At 53.5% G+C, this 20,303-nt stretch carries 16 protein-coding genes and 9 pseudogenes; 15 read left to right on the forward strand and 10 right to left on the reverse strand.

Annotation, left to right across the window (positions count from 1 at the left end; genetic code table 11):
- Positions 1–107: 107 nt before the first annotated feature.
- Positions 108–1,054, reverse strand: a pseudogene (locus ACWWJF_RS12675) (IS3 family transposase); the annotation flags it as partial.
- Positions 1,055–1,275: 221 nt separating this feature from the next.
- Here ACWWJF_RS12675 and ACWWJF_RS12680 point away from each other — a divergent pair.
- A pseudogene (locus ACWWJF_RS12680) lies at positions 1,276–2,607 on the forward strand (IS4 family transposase).
- Here the strand turns inward: ACWWJF_RS12680 and ACWWJF_RS12685 are convergent.
- The 5 genes and pseudogenes from ACWWJF_RS12685 to ACWWJF_RS12705 form a co-directional block, all read right to left on the reverse strand.
- Positions 2,572–3,027 (reverse strand): lysozyme, encoded by a 456-nt coding sequence (locus ACWWJF_RS12685; RefSeq protein WP_455869646.1) that lies wholly within the window; start codon positions 3,025–3,027, stop codon positions 2,572–2,574. The pseudogene ACWWJF_RS12680 and the gene ACWWJF_RS12685 sit on opposite strands and share 36 nt — an antisense overlap.
- A gap of 125 nt (positions 3,028–3,152) precedes the next feature.
- Positions 3,153–3,581 carry a Mor transcription activator family protein gene (locus ACWWJF_RS12690; RefSeq protein ID WP_455869647.1) on the reverse strand — a complete coding sequence of 143 codons (429 nt, stop codon included), beginning with the start codon at positions 3,579–3,581 and terminating at the stop codon, positions 3,153–3,155.
- 112 nt (positions 3,582–3,693) lie between these two features.
- Positions 3,694–4,212, reverse strand: a complete 519-nt coding sequence (locus tag ACWWJF_RS12695) for a gp16 family protein (RefSeq protein WP_455869648.1) — start codon at positions 4,210–4,212, stop codon at positions 3,694–3,696.
- Positions 4,209–4,517: a hypothetical protein gene (locus ACWWJF_RS12700; RefSeq protein ID WP_455869649.1), complete on the reverse strand. Its 309-nt coding sequence runs from the start codon at positions 4,515–4,517 to the stop codon at positions 4,209–4,211. Before ACWWJF_RS12700 ends, ACWWJF_RS12695 begins: the two co-directional genes overlap by 4 nt.
- Before the next feature lie 182 nt (positions 4,518–4,699).
- A pseudogene (locus tag ACWWJF_RS12705) lies at positions 4,700–5,119 on the reverse strand (integrase core domain-containing protein); the annotation flags it as partial.
- Positions 5,120–5,211: 92 nt separating this feature from the next.
- On the opposite strand from ACWWJF_RS12705, the gene ACWWJF_RS12710 reads away from it, so the two are divergent.
- Positions 5,212–6,419 (forward strand): IS3 family transposase gene (locus tag ACWWJF_RS12710; protein ID WP_455871067.1). Its coding sequence is split into 2 segments (ribosomal slippage): positions 5,212–5,533 and positions 5,533–6,419, totalling 1,209 coding nucleotides; the frame shifts between segments, so codons are not numbered across the junction.
- A 35-nt stretch (positions 6,420–6,454) separates the two neighbouring features.
- Positions 6,455–6,595, forward strand: a pseudogene (locus tag ACWWJF_RS12715) (IS481 family transposase); the annotation flags it as partial.
- 58 nt (positions 6,596–6,653) lie between these two features.
- Here the strand turns inward: ACWWJF_RS12715 and ACWWJF_RS12720 are convergent.
- Positions 6,654–6,836 (reverse strand): annotated as a pseudogene (locus ACWWJF_RS12720) (integrase); the annotation flags it as partial.
- A gap of 59 nt (positions 6,837–6,895) precedes the next feature.
- Here ACWWJF_RS12720 and ACWWJF_RS12725 point away from each other — a divergent pair.
- Positions 6,896–7,497 (forward strand): annotated as a pseudogene (locus ACWWJF_RS12725) (IS1 family transposase); the annotation flags it as partial.
- Positions 7,498–7,671: 174 nt separating this feature from the next.
- Positions 7,672–7,770 carry an IS1 family transposase gene (locus ACWWJF_RS12730; RefSeq protein ID WP_455871068.1) on the forward strand — a complete coding sequence of 33 codons (99 nt, stop codon included), beginning with the start codon at positions 7,672–7,674 and terminating at the stop codon, positions 7,768–7,770.
- A 264-nt stretch (positions 7,771–8,034) separates the two neighbouring features.
- Here ACWWJF_RS12730 and ACWWJF_RS12735 read toward each other — a convergent pair whose 3' ends face one another.
- Complete coding sequence (locus tag ACWWJF_RS12735) at positions 8,035–8,352, reverse strand: hypothetical protein (RefSeq protein WP_455869650.1); 318 nt, start codon at positions 8,350–8,352, stop codon at positions 8,035–8,037.
- Positions 8,349–9,517, reverse strand: a protein-coding gene (locus ACWWJF_RS12740; protein WP_455869651.1) for an IS3 family transposase whose coding sequence is annotated in 2 segments (ribosomal slippage) — positions 8,349–9,262 and positions 9,262–9,517 — 1,170 coding nt in all. Because the reading frame shifts where the segments join, the coding sequence is not laid out codon by codon here. The genes ACWWJF_RS12735 and ACWWJF_RS12740 overlap by 4 nt, the downstream gene beginning before the upstream one ends.
- A gap of 198 nt (positions 9,518–9,715) precedes the next feature.
- On the opposite strand from ACWWJF_RS12740, the gene ACWWJF_RS12745 reads away from it, so the two are divergent.
- The 10 genes and pseudogenes from ACWWJF_RS12745 to ACWWJF_RS12790 all read left to right on the forward strand — a co-directional run bounded on the left by ACWWJF_RS12745 (position 9,716) and on the right by ACWWJF_RS12790 (position 18,933).
- Positions 9,716–10,639 (forward strand): IS5 family transposase, encoded by a 924-nt coding sequence (locus tag ACWWJF_RS12745; protein WP_455868634.1) that lies wholly within the window; start codon positions 9,716–9,718, stop codon positions 10,637–10,639.
- A gap of 327 nt (positions 10,640–10,966) precedes the next feature.
- Positions 10,967–11,590: a guanylate kinase gene (gmk, locus tag ACWWJF_RS12750; RefSeq protein ID WP_455869652.1), complete on the forward strand. Its 624-nt coding sequence runs from the start codon at positions 10,967–10,969 to the stop codon at positions 11,588–11,590.
- A 53-nt stretch (positions 11,591–11,643) separates the two neighbouring features.
- Entirely contained in the window at positions 11,644–11,919 is a 276-nt protein-coding gene (rpoZ, locus tag ACWWJF_RS12755) for a DNA-directed RNA polymerase subunit omega (RefSeq protein WP_455869653.1), read from the forward strand.
- Positions 11,920–11,937: 18 nt separating this feature from the next.
- Complete coding sequence (spoT, locus tag ACWWJF_RS12760) at positions 11,938–14,040, forward strand: bifunctional GTP diphosphokinase/guanosine-3',5'-bis pyrophosphate 3'-pyrophosphohydrolase (RefSeq protein ID WP_455869654.1); 2,103 nt, start codon at positions 11,938–11,940, stop codon at positions 14,038–14,040.
- A gap of 75 nt (positions 14,041–14,115) precedes the next feature.
- Positions 14,116–14,807: pseudogene (trmH, locus tag ACWWJF_RS12765) on the forward strand (tRNA (guanosine(18)-2'-O)-methyltransferase TrmH).
- 11 nt (positions 14,808–14,818) lie between these two features.
- A complete protein-coding gene (recG, locus tag ACWWJF_RS12770) occupies positions 14,819–16,903 on the forward strand; it encodes an ATP-dependent DNA helicase RecG (RefSeq protein WP_455869655.1) in 2,085 nt (694 codons plus the stop codon).
- A gap of 172 nt (positions 16,904–17,075) precedes the next feature.
- Complete coding sequence (locus ACWWJF_RS12775; protein WP_455869656.1) at positions 17,076–17,231, forward strand: hypothetical protein; 156 nt, start codon at positions 17,076–17,078, stop codon at positions 17,229–17,231.
- A gap of 7 nt (positions 17,232–17,238) precedes the next feature.
- Positions 17,239–17,487, forward strand: a pseudogene (locus ACWWJF_RS12780) (solute carrier family 23 protein); the annotation flags it as partial.
- Between the two features lie 180 nt (positions 17,488–17,667).
- A pseudogene (locus ACWWJF_RS12785) lies at positions 17,668–18,735 on the forward strand (solute carrier family 23 protein); the annotation flags it as partial.
- Positions 18,736–18,792: 57 nt separating this feature from the next.
- Positions 18,793–18,933 carry a hypothetical protein gene (locus tag ACWWJF_RS12790; RefSeq protein ID WP_455869657.1) on the forward strand — a complete coding sequence of 47 codons (141 nt, stop codon included), beginning with the start codon at positions 18,793–18,795 and terminating at the stop codon, positions 18,931–18,933.
- On the opposite strand, the gene ACWWJF_RS12795 is transcribed toward ACWWJF_RS12790, so the two are convergent.
- Entirely contained in the window at positions 18,898–20,229 is a 1,332-nt protein-coding gene (locus ACWWJF_RS12795; RefSeq protein ID WP_455869658.1) for an IS4 family transposase, read from the reverse strand. The two genes, ACWWJF_RS12790 and ACWWJF_RS12795, sit on opposite strands and share 36 nt — an antisense overlap.
- Between the last annotated feature and the right edge of the window lie 74 nt (positions 20,230–20,303).

Consider the following 20,303-nt stretch of genomic DNA (forward strand, 5'->3'; position numbering starts at 1 on the left):
TGGCATTTTGAACCTCAAAAAGCCAATGGGATGGCTTGAATGCCTTAATTCACGGGGTTCTGAGCATCCTGTTCAAAAAATGGCCAAAAGATGTGTATAACGATATGGCAGTTACCCCGCCGACTCATACTCTGCTTTATCCGGCAGCGCCACAGGGCTTGCCGGTATTGACGGCTGGTATAGTGGCTGCCCTGGTCGCTGTGGAACATGACTCCTGTTGGTTGTCCCCGGAGTTCCCAGGCCATCTGCAACGCTTTAACTGTCAGCGCCGAGTCCGGCGACGTCGACATGGCCCAGCCCACCGGTTTGCGGGCGAACAGATCTAGCACCACCGCAAGGTAAGCCCAGCATTTGCCCGTCCAGATGTAGGTCACATCGCCGCACCAGACCTGATCCGGCGCGGTAACCGCGAACTGGCGGTTGAGATAGTTCGGTATTTCAACGTGTTCATTGCCGCCGCGTTTGTATTTGTGAGCCGGTCGCTGGCAGCTGGCGATACCCAGCTCCTTCATCAGCTTGCCAGCCAGCCAGCGCCCCATTTTGACACCGGAGCTGCCGGTGACGATGGTCGCGATACTTCGAGCGCCGGCAGAGCCGCCGCTGGCGTTCCAGGCTTCCATGACGCGGCTACACTTAACCACGCGCTCACCGTCGGGTTCATTAGCGGAAGCCTGCCAGTGCCTGTAGCTGCTGCGATGTACCTCAAAAGTTTGGCACAACGCCGTGACCGGGTATCGCGCCCTCAGCCTGTCGACTACCGTGAACCGTTGAGTGAGTCCGACATTAAGAGCGCCGTAGCCTTTTTTAGGATTTCGTTCTCCATTTCAAGGCATTGGACTTTTTTCTTCATCTCACGCAGCTCGAGCTGTTCAGGGGTAAGAGGAAGTCCCGTTGGCGTTTTTCCCTGTCGTTCAAGGCGAAGCTTATTGACCCAGCGACTAATGGCAGAATGGCTGACATTAACCGCCTCTGCGGCCTTAACGTATGTGTAGCCGTGGTCGACAACCAGCTTTGCGGCTTCGAGCTTAAATTCCGCCGTAAAATGTTTACCCATGAGGTCACCTGTCGTGTTGATGAGGTGAGCATATCACCTCCGCTCAGGTGGCCAGTATCAGTGTGCCACTACAATTTACGGTTGCCCGCCTTGCGCCACCTCGTTATACACAAGTCCGCAACGCCTTATATGCCAAGGGTTAGCGGGCTGAAATAGGCAGCCGGTGGGGTTGTAAATGAAGTGAAACCGACGTGTACTATCGCCATTTACGGCGCTGAAAAATGACACGGGATTCAGATGGCTGGGCACACCAAGAACTGGAAGGGGTAAATCTTGGTGACACGAGGCTCAATAAGCGCGCCAAAGGGCTTTTGATACGGCTGGCTGAGAATCCGCAAGCCAGCATTCCGCATGCGTGCCTCGGATGGTCTGAGACGCTGGGTGCTTACCGCTTCATGGAGAACCAAGCATTCGAATGGCGAGACATTCTGCAACCTCACTGGCAGCGTACGCAGGAAAGGATCCGAGAACACGAGGTTGTGCTGTGTATCCAAGGCACTACCGAGCTTGACTTCAACGGGCAGCAAATCCAAGGCTTGGGTCCCTTGAACTACGAAGCCAGGCGTGGTCTGTACCTGCATCCGACCTACGCGGTCAGTCCGGATCGCGTGGGGTTGGGCGTACTGGATGCGTGGATGTGGGCAAGATAGCCGAAGGATGCAGACGGAAAACGCGATGGGATCAAGGAGAGTACGCGCTGGCTCGAGGGATACGAGCGAGTTGCTGAACTTGCCTCGGAGTTGCCAAACACACGTCTGGTGTACTTAGCCGATCGCGAAGCGGATATCAAGGCGTTGATGCAGCTCGCTGATGACCTTGGCACTCCGGCTGACTGGTTGATCCGCTCGACTCATAATCGCAGTCTGGACTGTAATGAGAAGCTTTGGCAGAAGGTTGGAAAGACCGTGCCGGTGGGAGAAATCCAATTCGTTATGGCGGCTCGCGCGGGGCAGAAGGCGCGTACGGTGAAACAGGCGCTGCGCGTGAAGCGAGTGTCGCTGCGTTGCGGGTTGGCAGTGACTTGTGTGATAGCCAAGGAAATTGAGCCGCCAGCAGGCGTGAAGCCGGTCGAGTGGCGGTTGCTGAGCAATCGCGTACCTGAAGGACGAGAAGATATCGTGGAGCTGATCGACTGGTATCGGGCTAGATGGGAAATCGAGATGTTCTTCAATGTGCTGAAGAACGGCTGCTGTGTCGAAGCGTTACAGTTATCGACCGTGGATCGCATTGAGCGGGCATTGGCGCTGTTCATGATCGTGGCATGGCGCATCGCCTATTTAATGCGTATGGGACGAACCTGTCCAGAGCTGGACGCAATGTTGTTCTTTGATTCCGACGAGACTCATGGCGCTTACCTACTGATGAACAAGCGTATGCCCAAGGGCCGCCCTAAGCTAAACGAAGTATTGCGCTTAGTTGCGCAACTGGGAGGCTTTCTTGCTCGAAAAGGCGACGGTGAACCAGGCGCAAAAACTATCAGGAAAGGCTTGCAGAAAGTCATGACGGCCGCCGAAACGCTACGCGCGCTCAGGCACGAACAGAGATGTGTATAACGAGGTGACCTTAACCCAGCGACGAAACTCATCGCAGGCCGCCGGGATATCGCCGGCATTGAGGCGCTTTAGCAGGGTCGAGCGCGCAAAGGCCCCCGACCCGACATTGTGAATAAACGCCGCGAGGGCCACGCGCTGGCCGTCTGACAGCGGTACGGTGGCATGCTGGTCAATCACGATGAAAGCCTGGCGCATATCCGCCGCCAGCAGTGCCTCACATTGCGCCGGCGTTTTGGTCATCTCGGGGGTGATATCGCCACCGGTATGGCCGTAGCAGACCGTCAGCACCCCGCCACTGTCGGCATAGGGCTGGGGGGCGTGACCTTCCCAGAACGCGGTATAGCAGGCGGCGATAGTCAACAGACTGGCACCGAAGACGGCGAGGAGTTTTTTACGTAACGGGTCGGGCAACGGCGGCATAGCGATACCTTGATACAGGGATTCCTGGTCACAGGGTAAGCGTTGCGTGATAAGGCGGGGGATTACGCTCCGTTAACAATCCGTCCCCTGGGGGCCTGTCGATTGTTCGGATACGTTAGCAGGGGTTAGTCGGCAAACAGGGCGGGTTGGGTACGCTTGACATAGCGCTGGCGCTGGGTGGCAATCACTTTATAAATCTGTATCTGGCCGAGCCGGTATGCCTTGCGTAGCGTTTCAATCGGTGTGCCCTGCTGCCAGCGGTGGAAAATTTCATCGTCGCGTAACGCCGTAAGCAGACTGTCGCCTTTGGGCAAATAATAGTTACGCCCACCCGCATACGCTGCCAGGGCCGCCGCCATTTTACGCGCCAGAGGGCGAGATTGGGGGGCGCTAAACCCCTGGCGTTGCAGTTCATTATCCATGATATCCACCAGGGCCGCGAGCAATTGTGGCCACTGGGGTTGCAAGGTTTCCTCATCCACCGTGTCTATTCGGTCTATTAATGCATGCAGGTGGGTATCATCGGCGAGTAAATCCGCTTGGTGTGTCTTCATCGTCTACCTCATCAGGTGAGTTGAGTAATAATGTTATTATACAATATATTATCCCATAACCCTAAAGCGAGACGCCCCTTCTGCCCACGGTGACGATAACCCGTTACCGACGTTATGACGATACACGGGTCTCGGCCTCATAACGCTGACAAACGCGCGGATAACTTTCAGTCGGCGTACCCGGTGGGAGTGTCGCCAGCATGCAGCGCCGATGCCAGCGCTTGAGACTTTCAAGCACCTTGACGGCCAACGCGCTATCCTGATTGAGCCAGGCCAGCTGCGCTACCCCCAGTCCACCGTTCTCCCTGGCCGTGGTGCGCGTTATCCAGGCATTCAGTGCGGCCTCATCGCCCGACTGCACAAACCCCTGGCGGTGCATGGTCTGCCAGATGGCGAGGATTTTTGCGACCAGTGAAGCGGGTTTAACGCCGCGTAAAACCGGCTTTGAACACACTTTAAAGCCTTTTTGCTGAAAGGCATGTAACACCCTGACCAGCTCGGGTACCGTCATTTCCCGGCAACTGGTTTTATCGGCGCACACCTTCATCAGCGCCGCGCGGTAGGTTTCTTCATCCAGCTGCAACTCCCGACGGGCCACATGGATAAGTTTGATTAAGGTTGCCCGGTTCATGACTTATCCTCCCCCGTGTTTATCGTCGCCGGTGGGTGGGTCAATAGGCGTTGCGACAAGGCGTCCAGCTTGCGCACTTTTTCATCGTCAATCATCGCCGCCAGACCGTTCAGACGAAGCTGGGCGAGCATGATTTCCATGTCCGCCACGGTTTGACAGACTTGTCGCATATTCTGACCCTGCGAAAGAAAACGGCACAGCGCGCCGGCCAGTGCACCGCAGCGCTCAATGGTTTTTAACAGCTGTCGGTCATGCCCCCACCGCGCCAGGGCGGCGTTATAAATTACCTCTTCATTCACTGACATAAAGATGTCCTCGGCTGAATTTGGCGCGCCCGATGCCCTGACGTGCGCGCCGGATGTAAAGCAATCGATTAAAAATGCATTACAGTTTGGAGATATCGAGCGACAGTTGTTTATAGGCTTTGTCTGTATTAGCTCAGACCTGATCTGACAGTTACCGGTTATTTATACAGGTGTCTGTCAGATTAAATCTGGTTCAGATTTTTTTCTGCCCAGACTCGTTTACCATCAAGTAACGTGGCCATTGGCGTACGCCCGCAGCACATTTTACCCTGATGAGTTCGCTCATTATTGTAATGCCACAACCAGTTGTCCAGATCCTTTTGTAGACTTTCTAGGTCCTCGTATAACGTCTTACGGAACGCAACCTGATAAAAATCCTGCAAAATAGTTTTATGGAAGCGCTCGCAGATACCGTTTGTCTGCGGAGACATCGCTTTCGTTTTCGTATGGTCTATATCGTTGATAGCCAAGTACAGCTGATAGTCATGTTGTTCCACTTTACCGCAGTACTCCGTCCCCCTGTCCGTCAGTATTCTTAGCATTGGCAGCCCCTGAGCTTCGTAGAACGGCAGCACGCGATCATTGAGCAGGTCGGCGGCAGAGTGATGTAGCCCCCTGTAACACCAGACAGTAGCTGTATCTCCAGATAAGAGATAGGCTTAGATATATGTCTAACAATCATGCTAATTTTGAAATGACCGGGATCCTGTTAGGGCAAGAAGTCCGTAAGCGTAAAACTCCGCAAGAGAAAATCGCCATCATTCAGCAGACAATGGAGCCGGGGATGAACGTCTCCCATTTAGCCCGCCTGCATGGCATCCAGCCCAGCCTTTTGTTTAAGTGGAAGAAGCAATACCAGGAAGGAAGCCTCACCGCCGTTGCGGCCGGAGAAGAAGTGGTTCCAGCTTCGGCGCTGGCGACTGCCCTCAAGCAGGTCCGGGAGCTACAGCGCCTTCTGGGTAAGAAGACGATGGAAGTTGAGATCCTCAAAGAAGCAGTGGAGTACCGCCAGTCGCGAAAATGGATAGCGCACGCGCCCTTGTTGCCAAAGGACGGGGAATAGCTCTGGTCAGCCGCGCCATGAGCGTGTCGCGTGCGCAGCTGTCACTGCGGGTTAACCGTTCTGCCGACTGGCTGGACAGGCGCAGCAACCGGCGTAATGACGAAGCTGATGCTGAGATATTATCGGACATCCTCCGTATCATCAGCGACATGCCCAGTTACGGTTACCGCCGAGTGTGGGGTATCCTGCGTAAGCAACGTCGTGCAGAGGGACTTCCACCGGTGAACGCCAAACGGCTTTACAGGATAATGAGCGAGCATAACCTGCTGTTGTTGCATGATAAAACTGAACGTCCGAAGCGGGAGCATAAAGGCAAAATCGCGGTAGCAGAGAGCGATATGCGCTGGTGCTCAGATGGCTTCGAGTTCGGTTGTGACAACGGCGAGAAGCTGCGGGTGACGTTCGCACTGGACTGCTGCGACCGGGAGGCCATAGACTGGGCAGCGAGCACCAGGGGTTATGACAGTTCAACCGTGCAGGATGTGATGCTGAGGTCGGTGGAAAAACGCTTCGGTAGCGCGCTGCCGGATAAACCAGTGCAATGGCTGACGGATAATGGTTCAGCGTACACAGCGCATGAAACGCGGAAGTTCGCCAGAGAACGGAATCTGGAGCCCTGCACAACAGCAGTGAGCCGTCCACAGAGTAACGGCATGGCAGAACGATTCGTGAAGACGATGAAGGAAGATTACATCGCCTTCATGCCAAAACCCGATGTGCGAACAGCGCTGAAGAATCTTGCAGCGGCGTTCAATCATTACAATGAAAACCATCCGCACAGTGCGCTGGGATACAACTCCCCAAGAGAATATCGGCGCCAGCGGGCATCGTTAACTTAAGATACAAAAGCTGTCCGGAGATGGTGGGTCAAGATCAAAAGGATCTGGACAACTGGTTGTGGCATTACAATAATGAGCGAACTCATCAGGGTAAAATGTGCTGCGGGCGTACGCCAATGGCCACGTTACTTGATGGTAAACGAGTCTGGGCAGAAAAAAATCTGAACCAGATTTAATCTGACAGACACCTGTATAAATAACCGGTAACTGTCAGATCAGGTCTGAGCTAATACACAATATCTCAATAAATGGTCGTATCTTTTCGGGTATAGGCCTAATTATAGGCGTCTCAGTTTTGCTATGCTCTTTAGGAACAGTCCATAGCCAGTTATCCAAGTCCCATTCATCCCAACGGGATAATCTAGCCTCTCCGCTTCGACAGCCAAAAACCATTAATATTTTCAACCATGCGGAATAGGGTAATGCCTTCAAATAGTTGGCTTTTGTGATATTCTGCCGCTATTTGAGGTTTCCACGTGGTTACTGTTTTTGTTCATTGCCCTCGCTGTCATTCAGATAAAGTTTATCGACATGGCCTTAGTCCAACTAAGCGCGAACGCTTCCGGTGTCAGTGCTGTCGCCGTGTATTCCAGCTTACCTACCGCTATGAAGCGCGAAAGCCGGGAGTCAAAGAGCAGATCGTTGATATGGCCTTCAACGGTGCCGGTGTTCGCGATACCGCCAGAACGTTGAAAATCGGCATCAATACGGTCATCCGGGCTTTAAAAAGCTCTCGCCCCGCAGGATAACGTCTTCTCCCGTTGCTCACGCCGACGTCGCCCTTATCTGTGAACTTGATGAGCAATGGAGCTTCGTTGGCAGCAAGGCGCTACAGCACTGGCTGTGGTACGCTTACAATACCAAAACGGGCGGTGTTCTGGCCTACACTTTTGGCTCCCGAACCGATGAGACCTGCCGTGAATTGCTGGCTCTGTTGACACCGTTCAACATCGGCATGATTACCAGTGACAACTGGGGCAGCTATGCAAGAGAGGTTCCGAAGCAGAAACATCTGACTGGCAAGATCTTCACGCAACGCATAGAGCGCAATAACCTGACGCTCCGTACCCGCATTAAACCATATCGTTATACACATCTTTTGGCCATTTTTTGAACAGGATGCTCAGAACCCCGTGAATTAAGGCATTCAAGCCATCCCATTGGCTTTTTGAGGTTCAAAATGCCACTCTGAGATAAACCCGTAACTCATTGATTAAACAGTGCGTTAGAAAGATGTGTATAACGATATGGCATTAAACGACTGGCGCGTAAAACGATTTGCTTCTCGCGCTCCGTCGAGATCCACGAAAAAGTCATCGGAGCCTTCATCGAAAAACACATGTTCTACTAATTGGAGTCATTACCCGGAATAGTAAGGCAGTAATGAATTATTATTGTTTATGAATAACCATAGCTGACCGATTTCTATATCCGTCAATACTCTGTCTTTTCTCCCCGAGGCCTTACCCCATATCGTTATACACATCTTTTGGCCATTTTTTGAACAGGATGCTCAGAACCCCGTGAATTAAGGCATTCAAGCCATCCCATTGGCTTTTTGAGGTTCAAAATGCCACTCTGAGATAAACCCGTAACTCATTGATTAAACAGTGCGTTAGAAAGATGTGTATAACGATATGGCCTTACCCACATCATTTATGGTTAGGTCATCTAGCGCGTTGCTTAGAGCATATCGACGACTTCGACAAAATTTTAACGCCTGTCTGCATATCTGAAGCATTTTCCCCGCAGTTACAGGAATGTAATTCATGCGTTCAAAGCACTCTAACCAATAACGAGTTTCACAATCGGATACAGCCATATCACCAATATAGGGATAAATGTGCTTTTTTAATTGTTGATGTTTATTTTTAATGCTGCTTACTCGATTTAATCCATAATGTTTTACCCAGTATTCAATTGTAGTGGTCAACTAATATTGGCCACCGCATTAGACTGTATGTAGAACAGTCGCTCAGATTCGTTTGGAGTTAAGCCGCCGTTATACCAGTGAGGCCGGATAGCGCTGTAATACCCCGTGATGTAGCGGATAATCGCGTCCTGGGCTTCGCTGAAGCTGTTGTAACCCTTTGTCGGCACCCATTCTGTCTTCAGGCTGCGGAAGAACCGCTCCATTGGCGCATTATCCCAGCAGTTACCCCGCCGACTCATACTCTGCTTTATCCGGCAGCGCCACAGGGCTTGCCGGTATTGACGGCTGGTATAGTGGCTGCCCTGGTCGCTGTGGAACATGACTCCTGTTGGTTGTCCCCGGAGTTCCCAGGCCATCTGCAACGCTTTAACTGTCAGCGCCGAGTCCGGCGACGTCGACATGGCCCAGCCCACCGGTTTGCGGGCGAACAGGTCTAGCACCACCGCAAGGTAAGCCCAGCATTTGCCCGTCCAGATGTAGGTCACATCGCCGCACCAGACCTGATCCGGCGCGGTAACCGCGAACTGGCGGTTGAGATAGTTCGGTATTTCAACGTGTTCATTGCCGCCGCGTTTGTATTTGTGAGCCGGTCGCTGGCAGCTGGCGATACCCAGCTCCTTCATCAGCTTGCCAGCCAGCCAGCGCCCCATTTTGACACCGGAGCTGCCGGTGACGATGGTCGCGATACTTCGAGCGCCGGCAGAGCCGCCGCTGGCGTTCCAGGCTTCCATGACGCGGCTACACTTAACCACGCGCTCACCGTCGGGTTCATTAGCGGAAGCCTGCCAGTGCCTGTAGCTGCTGCGATGTACCTCAAAAGTTTGGCACAACGCCGTGACCGGGTATCGCGCCCTCAGCTTGTCGACTACCGTGAACCGTTGAGTGAGTCCGACATTAAGAGCGCCGTAGCCTTTTTTAGGATTTCGTTCTCCATTTCAAGGCATTGGACTTTTTTCTTCATCTCACGCAGCTCGAGCTGTTCAGGGGTAAGAGGAAGTCCCGTTGGCGTTTTTCCCTGTCGTTCAAGGCGAAGCTTATTGACCCAGCGACTAATGGCAGAATGGCTGACATTAACCGCCTCTGCGGCCTTAACGTATGTGTAGCCGTGGTCGACAACCAGCTTTGCGGCTTCGAGCTTAAATTCCGCCGTAAAATGTTTACCCATGAGGTCACCTGTCGTGTTGATGAGGTGAGCATATCACCTCCGCTCAGGTGGCCAGTATCAGTGTGCCACTACATTGCAACAGCACCAGGAAAAACAACACCGTGCCGTATTGGAGAACAGATTGGCTTTGTTGAATAAATAGAAAGTTTGGGTAATCATCGGATCAGATCACCATAGTTGTTTCAACATCAGGTCTCCATGGCAAAACAAAATTTTAAAATCACTAACTGGCCCTCCTATAACAAGGCCCTCAAGCAGCGCGGTTCTCTAACCGTATGGCTAGATGAATCAGCCATTGCTGCATGGACGGAAAAAACGACTACTGAACGGCGTGGACGACCGCTCCACTACTCAGATATGGCCATCACCACAGTCCTGATGATGAAACGCGTGTTTGGCCTTTCATTGAGGGCTTTACAGGGTTTTGTTGACTCGATTTTTAAACTGATTAAATTGTCGCTGCATTGTCCAGACTATTCGCTGCTCAGCAAGCGAGCAAAGACAGTGAACATCAGCATAAAAACGCCAACCCGTGGTGAAATCTCACATCTGGTCATTGATGGAACCGGCCTGAAGGTCTTTGGCGAAGGCGAATGGAAAGTCCGGCAGCATGGTGCCGACAGACGCAGGGTGTGGCGTAAGCTGCATCTGGCAGTAGACAGTGCGACGCATGAGATTATCTGTGCGGATTTGTCGCTCAGTGGTACGACTGATGCCCAGGCTCTACCGGCACTGATAAACCAAACCCACCGGAAAATCAGAGAGGCATCGGCTGACGGCGCTTACGATACAGGTTACTGCCATGATGCTCTGCTGAGGAAGAAAATAAGGCCGCTTATCCCGCCGCGAAGGGGGGCGCAATATTGGCCGGACCACTACCACGAGCGTAACCACGCTGTTGCAAATCAGCGCCTGAGCGGCAGCAACGATACCTGGAAAAAGAAAGTGGGCTATCACCGACGCTCAGTGGCTGAAACGGCCATGTTCCGGTTCAAAACGCTTCTGGGTGGTCATCTAAGTCTGCGTGACTACGATGCTCAGGTGGGTGAAGCCATGGCGATGGTCAAAGCGCTTAACCGGATCACGCTATTAGGAATGCCGAACAGTATTCGCATCACGTAACAATCGACCTGGGGCACAGTCGTTACAAGTTCTGATTTATTCAACAAAGCCGAACAGATTGTCTCATAAGCGCATCCTTGTACGTTTCTGCCGTTATGCTGGCACACACCAAAACGCCTCAGAAACCAAAAAACGCGCGAAAAATGCATATCACATCAAAATTTAAGCAAACTATCGAAAGCGATCACGAATCCAGTCATCACACGATGTGATATCCGGTGACGCAACGGTAAAGATTAGTGCGCGTATCGTGTATAATGCGAAAATTGGCACAGGCAAGGCATTCCAATCGACCCATCACATTCACCATACATTACGTTCATCATTATGGCTCAAGGCATGTTATACATTGTTTCTGCCCCCAGCGGCGCGGGAAAATCCAGTTTAATAAATGCGTTACTGAAAACGCAGCCATTGTATGACACCCAGGTGTCGATTTCCCACACCACACGAGCCAAACGCCCGGGGGAAAACCACGGAGAACACTATTTCTTCGTTTCTGTGGATGAATTTAAGCGTATGATTCAGGAAGATGCCTTCCTTGAGTACGCCGAAGTGTTTGGCAACTACTACGGCACGTCCAAAACCGCTATTGAGCAGGTGCTGGCAACCGGCGTAGATATTTTTCTGGATATCGATTGGCAGGGCGCAGAGCAAATCCGCCGCCGGATGCCGCAGGCGCGCAGTATCTTTATTCTGCCGCCGTCCAAAGAAGAGTTGGGGCGCCGTCTGCGCGGACGCGGCCAGGACAGCGATGAGGTGATTGCACGACGTATGGCGCAAGCGGTGGCTGAAATGACACACTACGCGGAATACGATTATCTGATCGTCAACGATGATTTCGATCTGGCGCTGTCCGATTTGAAAACCATCATCCGTGCTGAACGCCTATTGCTGAGCCGCCAAGCATTGCGGCATGATGCATTAATCACCAAACTATTGGCAGACTGACATCACTTTCAGTATGATGCGCAGTCATTTTATTTCCTGTGGAGTAGCACATTATGGCACGCGTAACTGTTCAAGACGCTGTTGAGAAAATTGGTAACCGTTTTGACCTGGTGTTGGTCGCTGCTCGCCGCGCTCGCCAGATGCAGGCAGGCGGAAAAGATCCGCTGGTCCCTGAAGAGAACGACAAATACACCGTGATTGCGCTGCGCGAAATCGAAGAAGGCCTGATCAACAACCAGATTCTGGATGTGCGTGAGTGTCAGGAACAGCAAGAGCAAGAAGCCGCAGAGATCCAGGCGGTCACCGCGATTGCTGAAGGTCGTCGTTAATCTCGCTACGGGTCGCCCTTGTATATCTTCGAAAGCCTCAATCTGCTGATACAGCGCTATCTGCCGGAAGACCAGATCAAGCGCCTTCAGCAGGCTTATATTGTTGCACGTGATGCTCACGAGGGGCAGACTCGCTCCAGCGGTGAACCTTACATCACCCATCCCGTCGCTGTTGCCGGTATTTTGGCGGAGATGCGTCTTGACTATGAGACGCTGATGGCCGCGCTGTTGCATGACACTATCGAAGATACCCCCACTACCCACCAGGATATTGAGCAACAATTCGGCAAGAGCGTCGCCGAACTGGTAGATGGCGTCTCGAAGCTGGACAAGCTGAAATTCCGCGACAAGAAAGAAGCGCAGGCCGAGAACTTCCGCAAGATGATTATGGCGATGGTGCAGGACATCCGCGTTATTCTCATCAAACTGGCTGACCGTACGCATAACATGCGCACACTGGGCTCGCTGCGTCCTGACAAGCGTCGTCGTATTGCGCGTGAAACGCTGGAAATTTACAGCCCATTGGCGCACCGTTTGGGTATTCATCATCTGAAAACCGAGTTGGAAGAGCTGGGTTTTGAGGCGCTGTATCCAAACCGTTATCGTGTGATCAAGGAAGTGGTCAAAGCCGCGCGCGGCAACCGCAAGGAAATGATCCAAAAAATCCTTTCCGAAATCGAAGGGCGGTTGAACGAAGCAGGCATTCCCTGTCGCGTCAGCGGACGCGAAAAACATCTCTATTCCATCTACTGCAAGATGCACCTGAAAGAACAGCGTTTCCATTCCATCATGGATATCTACGCGTTTCGGGTGATCGTTAAAGAGCTGGATACCTGCTATCGCGTGCTCGGACAGGTGCACAGCCTGTACAAACCGCGTCCTGGCCGCGTCAAAGATTACATCGCTATTCCGAAGGCGAACGGCTACCAATCGCTGCATACCTCGTTGATTGGGCCGCACGGCGTGCCGGTCGAGGTACAGATCCGTACCGAAGACATGGACCAGATGGCCGAAATGGGTGTGGCGGCACATTGGGCGTACAAAGAAGGTGAAAGCAGCACTACGGCACAGGTCCGTGCGCAGCGCTGGATGCAGAGCCTGCTGGAGCTGCAACAAAGTGCGGGCAGCTCGTTCGAGTTTATCGAGAGCGTCAAATCCGATCTGTTCCCCGATGAAATGTATGTGTTCACTCCGGAAGGGCGCATCATCGAGCTACCGGCAGGTGCGACACCGGTCGATTTTGCCTACGCGGTACATACGGATATCGGGCATGCCTGCGTCGGCGCACGCGTCGACAGACAGCCCTACCCGCTCTCTCAATCGCTGAGCAGTGGGCAAACGGTGGAGATCATTACCGCCCCCGGTGCTCGCCCCAATGCGGCATGGTTAAACTTTGTCGTAAGTTCGCGCGCTCGCGCCAAGATTCGCCAAATGCTGAAGAATCTCAAGCGTGACGATTCCGTGAGCCTGGGACGTCGTTTATTGAATCATGCTTTGGGTAATGGCAGAAAGCTCAGCGATATTCCACAAACCAGCATCCAGCTTGAGTTGGATCGCATGAAACTCACCTCGCTCGATGATCTGCTGGCAGAGATTGGCCTCGGTAACGCCATGAGCATCGTCGTAGCGAAAAACCTTTTGGATGAGCAGCCGTTACAGCAAGAGCACACCGGTTTGCGCAAGCTGCCGATCAAAGGCGCAGATGGCGTATTGATTACGTTCGCCAAATGTTGCCGCCCGATCCCCGGTGACCCGATTGTGGCCCACGTCAGTCCTGGTAAAGGTTTGGTGGTTCACCATGAGTCTTGTCGAAACATTCGCGGCTACCAGAAAGAGCCAGAAAAATTCATGGCGGTCGAGTGGGATAAGGTTACTGAACAAGAGTTTATCGCTGAGATTAAAGTCGACATGTTCAACCATCAGGGAGCATTGACCAACCTGACCGCAGCGATTAATGCCGCCAACTCCAATATTCAGAGTATCAATACGGAAGAGCGGGATGGACGCGTGTATAGCGCCTTTATCCGTTTGACCACGCGCGATCGGGTACATCTGGCTAACGTCATGCGTAAAATCCGCGTGATGCCGGATGTCATCAAAGTGACCCGTAATCGCAACTGATCGCCACCGTAACCAATGATAGCCCTGACGATCTCGGTCGCACATATGGTACCGGGATAACGCAAGAGACATCGTATGACACCAGAACGCTACGCCCGCATCCAAGAGATGCTGACAAGCCGTCAACCTGATTTGACGGTGTGTATGGAACAGGTGCACAAACCCCACAATATTTCCGCTGTAATTCGTACCGCCGATGCCGTTGGCGTCCACGAAGTCCACGCCGTTTGGCCTACCAGCCGCATGCGTACACTGGTGTCATCAGCAGCAGGCAGCAACAGTTGGGTACAGGTCAAAACACATCGCACCATCGCCGATGCCGTCTCGCACTTAAAAACGCAAGGCATGCAGATTCTGGCGACCAACCTGTCAGCCAAAGCGGTCGATTTTCGTGAAGTCGATTACACGCGACCGACCTGCATCCTGCTCGGTCAGGAAAAAACCGGCATCACGCAGGAAGCGCTCGCGCTGGCCGACCAGGACATCATCATTCCGATGATCGGCATGGTGCAATCCCTGAACGTATCGGTTGCTTCTGCGCTGATCCTTTACGAAGCCCAACGCCAACGTCAAAACGCGGGTATGTACCAGCGTGAAGCAGGCATGCTTGATGACGATGAACAACAGCGCTTGCTGTTCGAAGGAGGCTATCCGGTGCTGGCGCGCGTAGCGACGCGGAAAAACTCCCCCGCCCGCGCATCGACAATCAGGGCCAGATCATTGCCGACACGGCATGGTGGGCAGCCATGCAATCCGCCGCCGAATAGCTAGAGCGCCAATGAAAAGCCACCTGCTGAATAACCAACCGTTGAACACCCTCACGGGGGTCGGTGCCAGTCAGGCGGCTAAACTCGCGCGCCTCGGGTTGGAAACCGTGCAGGACGTGTTGCTGCACCTACCGCTGCGTTACGAAGATCGTACCCACCTCTACGCCATTGGCGACCTGCTGCCCGGTATCTATGCCAGCGTGGAAGGTGACGTGTTGCGCAACGATATCGTCTTTGGACGCAAACTTATGCTGACCTGCCAAATCAGCGACGGCAGCGGCGTGCTGACGATGCGTTTCTTCAACTTCAATGCCGCAATGAAAAATAGCCTGGCTCCAGGCCAGCACGTTATCGCCTACGGTGAAATCAAACGAGGCAAGAATGGGGTAGAGATTATCCACCCAGAATACCGCGTACAGGGCGATGCACAGCAACCGGTGGAATTACAGGCCTCACTGACGCCAGTTTACCCAACCACGGAAGGAGTGCGTCAGGCTACGCTGCGCAAATTGACCGATCAGGCGCTGGAGCGTCTGGATGCACAACCGATAGAAGAGTTGCTGCCGCAGGAGCTAAGCCGCGGCATGATTGGGCTGCCTGAAGCGTTACATACTCTGCACCGTCCCCCAGCAGGCACGCAACTGAATGAGCTTGAGCACGGCAAACACCCGGCGCAAGTGCGTTTAATCATGGAAGAGCTGCTGGCGCATCACTTAAGCATGCTGGCGGTACGCGCCGGTGCGCAGCGCCATCGCGCCCTTGCACTGCAAGCACAGGACGAATTAAAAACGCGACTGTTGGCCGCCCTCCCGTTCGCGCTGACTCAGGCGCAAACCCGCGTCATCAACGACATTGAAGCCGACATGGAGAAACCTTTCCCCATGATGCGTCTGGTTCAAGGGGATGTCGGCTCCGGAAAAACGCTGGTGGCGGCCATGGCGGCACTGCGCGCCATCGCTAACGGCAAACAGGTGGCGTTAATGGCACCCACCGAACTGCTCGCGGAACAACACGCCATCAACTTTCGTCATTGGTTTGAACCCCTTGGCATTGAGGTCGGCTGGCTGGCCGGCAAGCAAAAAGGCAAAGCACGCGTTGCGCAACAAGAAGCCATTGCCAATGGTCAGGTCAGTATGATCGTGGGTACGCAAGCTATTTTTCAGCAGCAGGTGCAATTTAGTGGGCTAGCGCTGGTGATCATCGATGAACAGCACCGCTTTGGTGTACATCAACGACTAGCCTTGTGGGAAAAAGGGGTGGAACAGGGCTTTCACCCTCACCAGTTGATCATGACAGCAACACCAATCCCACGCACGCTGGCGATGACTGCCTATGCCGACCTAGATACGTCGATCATCGATGAACTGCCGCCGGGCAGAACGCCTGTGACAACGGTCGCCATCCCCGATTCTCGCCGTGAGGATATTATCACCCGCGTCGATCGTGCCTGTCGGGAAGAAGGGCGACAGGCCTATTGGGTCTGCACGCTGATTGAAAAGTCCGACCTGCTGGAAGCACAAGCCGCTGAAGCCACCTGCGAAGGACTGAAGGCCGCACTGCCAGGTCTGCGAATTGGATTGGTACACGGCCGGATGAAAGCGCAAGAGAAGCAGGCGGTGATGCAGGCATTCAAACAGGGCGAACTGCAACTGCTGGTGGCAACCACGGTCATCGAAGTGGGGGTAGATGTGCCCAACGCCAGCCTGATGATCGTCGAAAACCCAGAGCGGCTGGGTCTGGCACAATTGCACCAGTTGCGCGGTCGAGTCGGACGTGGTGCCATCGCCTCCCACTGCGTATTGCTCTATAAGACGCCGCTAAGTAAAACTGCACAGCAGCGCTTGCAGGTGATGCGCGACAGCAACGACGGTTTCGTTATTGCGCAACGGGATTTAGAGATTCGCGGTCCCGGCGAACTGCTGGGTACGCGGCAAACCGGCAGCGCCGAGTTTAAAGTAGCGGATTTACTGCGCGATCAGGCACTGATCCCCGAAGTACAGCGCGTGGCTCGTCACCTTCATGCACACTATCCAGAACATGCCAAAGCGCTAATTGAACGTTGGTTACCGGAGCGAGTGCGCTATACCAATGCCTAGCGCCCTAGGTGAGACGCAGAAAAAAGGGAGCAAATAACCTTTGTAGTGCAGCACGCGTATAAAGCCCCCCCCTCCTCTAAGCATTAAATTGCTCGTCACCACGATAAAAAAAATCGACGTTTTTTGACACATTGATAACGAGGTATTCAAAAAATCCCTACCGTCATCAGACATGACACAAGATTGTTTTGTAATCGCCCCGCAAACGATTGCTTTTGCAAAGCAGATCATTAAAATGCCCTCTTTGCCGTTTCAGGACGCTCTTGATTATGACTACCACCACCACGGAACTGCCCTAAACGGAGACGCCAACTGCTGCGCCCCGTAACAGTGAATTGATTTATCGTCTGGAAGACAGACCACCGTTAGCGCAAACGTTGTTTGCCGCCAGCCAGCATCTTCTGGCTATGTTTGTGGCGGTGATTACCCCAGCCCTGCTGATATGCCAGGCACTCGGTTTGCCCGCGCAGGATACCCAGCACATCATCAGCATGTTGCTGTTTGCTTCCGGCCTGGCGTCCATTCTGCAAATTAAAACCTGGGGTCCGGTAGCATCGGGGTTACTTTCTATTCAGGGCACCAGCTTTAACTCATATCGTTATACACATCTTTTGGCCATTTTTTGAACAGGATGCTCAGAACCCCGTGAATTAAGGCATTCAAGCCATCCCATTGGCTTTTTGAGGTTCAAAATGCCACTCTGAGATAAACCCGTAACTCATTGATTAAACAGTGCGTTAGAAAGATGTGTATAACGATATGGCTTTAACTTTGTTACCCCGTTAATCATGGGTGGTCTGGCGCTAAAAAATGGTGGTGCCGATGTGCCCACCATGATGGCCGCACTGTTCGGCACTCTGATGGTGGCGTCTTTCACTGAAATCATCCTTTCCCGCTTCCTGCATCTGGCGCGCCGCATCATTACGCCGCTGGTCTCCGGCGTGGTCGTGATGATTATCGGCCTGTCGCTGATTCAGGTGGGATTAACATCGATCGGCGGCGGCTTTGCTGCCATGAACGATCACACCTTCGGTGCCCCCAAAAATCTGGCACTGGCCGCTATCGTCCTGCTGGTTATCATCCTGCTGAACCGCCAGCGCAACCCCTACCTGCGCGTCGCCTCTCTGGTGATTGCCATGGCGGTCGGGTATTTTGCCGCCTGGGCGATGGGCATGCTGCCGCAAGACACGTCGGCCACGCACACCTCAGCGATCATGATCCTGACACCGCTCTATTACGGCCTCGGCTTTGACTGGAACCTGCTTATTCCGCTGATGCTGGTGTTTATGGTGACCTCATTGGAAACCATCGGTGATATCACCGCCACCTCCGACGTTTCCGAACAGCCAGTTAGCGGCCCGCTTTACATGAAGCGCCTGAAGGGCGGCGTGTTGGCTAACGGCATGAACTCCTGCCTGTCCGCCATTTTCAACACCTTCCCTAACTCCTGCTTCGGCCAGAACAACGGCGTTATTCAGCTTACCGGCGTTGCCAGCCGCTACGTGGGTTTTGTGGTTGCACTGATGCTGATCCTGCTGGGCCTGTTCCCGGCAGTCAGCGGCTTTGTGCAGCACATTCCTGAACCGGTACTGGGCGGCGCGACCATCGTGATGTTCGGCACCATTGCAGCCTCTGGCGTGCGTATTGTCTCGCGCGAGCCGCTTAACCTCCGCGCCATCATGATCATTGCACTGTCGCTGGCTGTCGGCCTGGACGTATCACAGCAGCCATTGATTCTGCAATTCGCACCGGATTGGCTAAAAAACCTGCTTTCCTCCGGCATTGCCGCTGGGGGTATTACCGCGATTGTTCTTAATGTAGTGGCACACTGATACTGGCCACCTGAGCGGAGGTGATATGCTCACCTCATCAACACGACAGGTGACCTCATGGGTAAACATTTTACGGCGGAATTTAAGCTCGAAGCCGCAAAGCTGGTTGTCGACCACGGCTACACATACGTTAAGGCCGCAGAAGCGGTTAATGTCACCTCGTTATACACATCTCTGTTCGTGCCTGAGCGCGCGTAGCGTTTCGGCGGCCGTCATGACTTTCTGCAAGCCTTTCCTGATAGTTTTTGCGCCTGGTTCACCGTCGCCTTTTCGAGCAAGAAAGCCTCCCAGTTGCGCAACTAAGCGCAATACTTCGTTTAGCTTAGGGCGGCCCTTGGGCATACGCTTGTTCATCAGTAGGTAAGCGCCATGAGTCTCGTCGGAATCAAAGAACAACATTGCGTCCAGCTCTGGACAGGTTCGTCCCATACGCATTAAATAGGCGATGCGCCATGCCACGATCATGAACAGCGCCAATGCCCGCTCAATGCGATCCACGGTCGATAACTGTAACGCTTCGACACAGCAGCCGTTCTTCAGCACATTGGAGAACATCTCGATTTCCCATCTAGCCCGATACCAGTCGATCAGATCCACGATATCTTCTCGTCCTTCAGGTACGCGATTGCTCAGCAACCGCCACTCGACCGGCTTCACGCCTGCTGGCGGCTCAATTTCCTTGGCTATCACACAAGTCACTGCCAACCCGCAACGCAGCGACACTCGCTTCACGCGCAGCGCCTGTTTCACCGTACGCGCCTTCTGCCCCGCGCGAGCCGCCATAACGAATTGGATTTCTCCCACCGGCACGGTCTTTCCAACCTTCTGCCAAAGCTTCTCATTACAGTCCAGACTGCGATTATGAGTCGAGCGGATCAACCAGTCAGCCGGAGTGCCAAGGTCATCAGCGAGCTGCATCAACGCCTTGATATCCGCTTCGCGATCGGCTAAGTACACCAGACGTGTGTTTGGCAACTCCGAGGCGAGTTCAGCAACTCGCTCGTATCCCTCGAGCCAGCGCGTACTCTCCTTGAGCCCATCGCGTTTTCCGTCTGCATCCTTCGGCTCTCTTGCCCACATCCACGCATCCAGTACGCCCAACCCCACGCGATCCGGACTGACCGCGTAGGTCGGATGCAGGTACAGACCACGCCTGGCTTCGTAGTTCAAGGGACCCAAGCCTTGGATTTGCTGCCCGTTGAAGTCAAGCTCGGTAGTGTCTTGGATACACAGCACAACCTCGTGTTCTCGGATCCTTTCCTGCGTACGCTGCCAGTGAGGTTGCAGAATGTCTCGCCATTCGAATGCTTGGTTCTCCATGAAGCGGTAAGCACCCAGCGTCTCAGACCATCCGAGGCACGCATGCGGAATGCTGGCTTGCGGATTCTCAGCCAGCCGTATCAAAAGCCCTTTGGCACGCTTATTGAGCCTCGTGTCACCAAGATTTACCCCTTCCAGTTCTTGGTGTGCCCAGCCATCTGAATCCCGTGTCATTTTTCAGCGCCGTAAATGGCGATAGTACACGTCGGTTTCACTTCATTTACAACCCCACCGGCTGCCTATTTCAG

Source organism: Symbiopectobacterium sp. Eva_TO (genome assembly GCF_053848865.1).

Excerpts from the sequence above, each read along its gene's own strand:
- ACWWJF_RS12685 (WP_455869646.1), bottom strand. The coding sequence starts at position 3,027 with ATGCCGCCGTTGCCCGACCCGTTACGTAAAAAACTCCTCGCCGTCTTC.
- ACWWJF_RS12690 (WP_455869647.1), bottom strand. The coding sequence starts at position 3,581 with ATGAAGACACACCAAGCGGATTTACTCGCCGATGATACCCACCTGCAT.
- ACWWJF_RS12695 (WP_455869648.1), bottom strand. The coding sequence starts at position 4,212 with ATGAACCGGGCAACCTTAATCAAACTTATCCATGTGGCCCGTCGGGAG.
- ACWWJF_RS12700 (WP_455869649.1), bottom strand. The coding sequence starts at position 4,517 with ATGTCAGTGAATGAAGAGGTAATTTATAACGCCGCCCTGGCGCGGTGG.
- ACWWJF_RS12745 (WP_455868634.1), top strand. The coding sequence starts at position 9,716 with ATGGCAAAACAAAATTTTAAAATCACTAACTGGCCCTCCTATAACAAG.
- gmk (WP_455869652.1), top strand. The coding sequence starts at position 10,967 with ATGGCTCAAGGCATGTTATACATTGTTTCTGCCCCCAGCGGCGCGGGA.
- rpoZ (WP_455869653.1), top strand. The coding sequence starts at position 11,644 with ATGGCACGCGTAACTGTTCAAGACGCTGTTGAGAAAATTGGTAACCGT.
- recG (WP_455869655.1), top strand. The coding sequence starts at position 14,819 with ATGAAAAGCCACCTGCTGAATAACCAACCGTTGAACACCCTCACGGGG.
- ACWWJF_RS12775 (WP_455869656.1), top strand. The coding sequence starts at position 17,076 with ATGACACAAGATTGTTTTGTAATCGCCCCGCAAACGATTGCTTTTGCA.
- ACWWJF_RS12790 (WP_455869657.1), top strand. The coding sequence starts at position 18,793 with ATGGGTAAACATTTTACGGCGGAATTTAAGCTCGAAGCCGCAAAGCTG.
- ACWWJF_RS12795 (WP_455869658.1), bottom strand. The coding sequence starts at position 20,229 with ATGACACGGGATTCAGATGGCTGGGCACACCAAGAACTGGAAGGGGTA.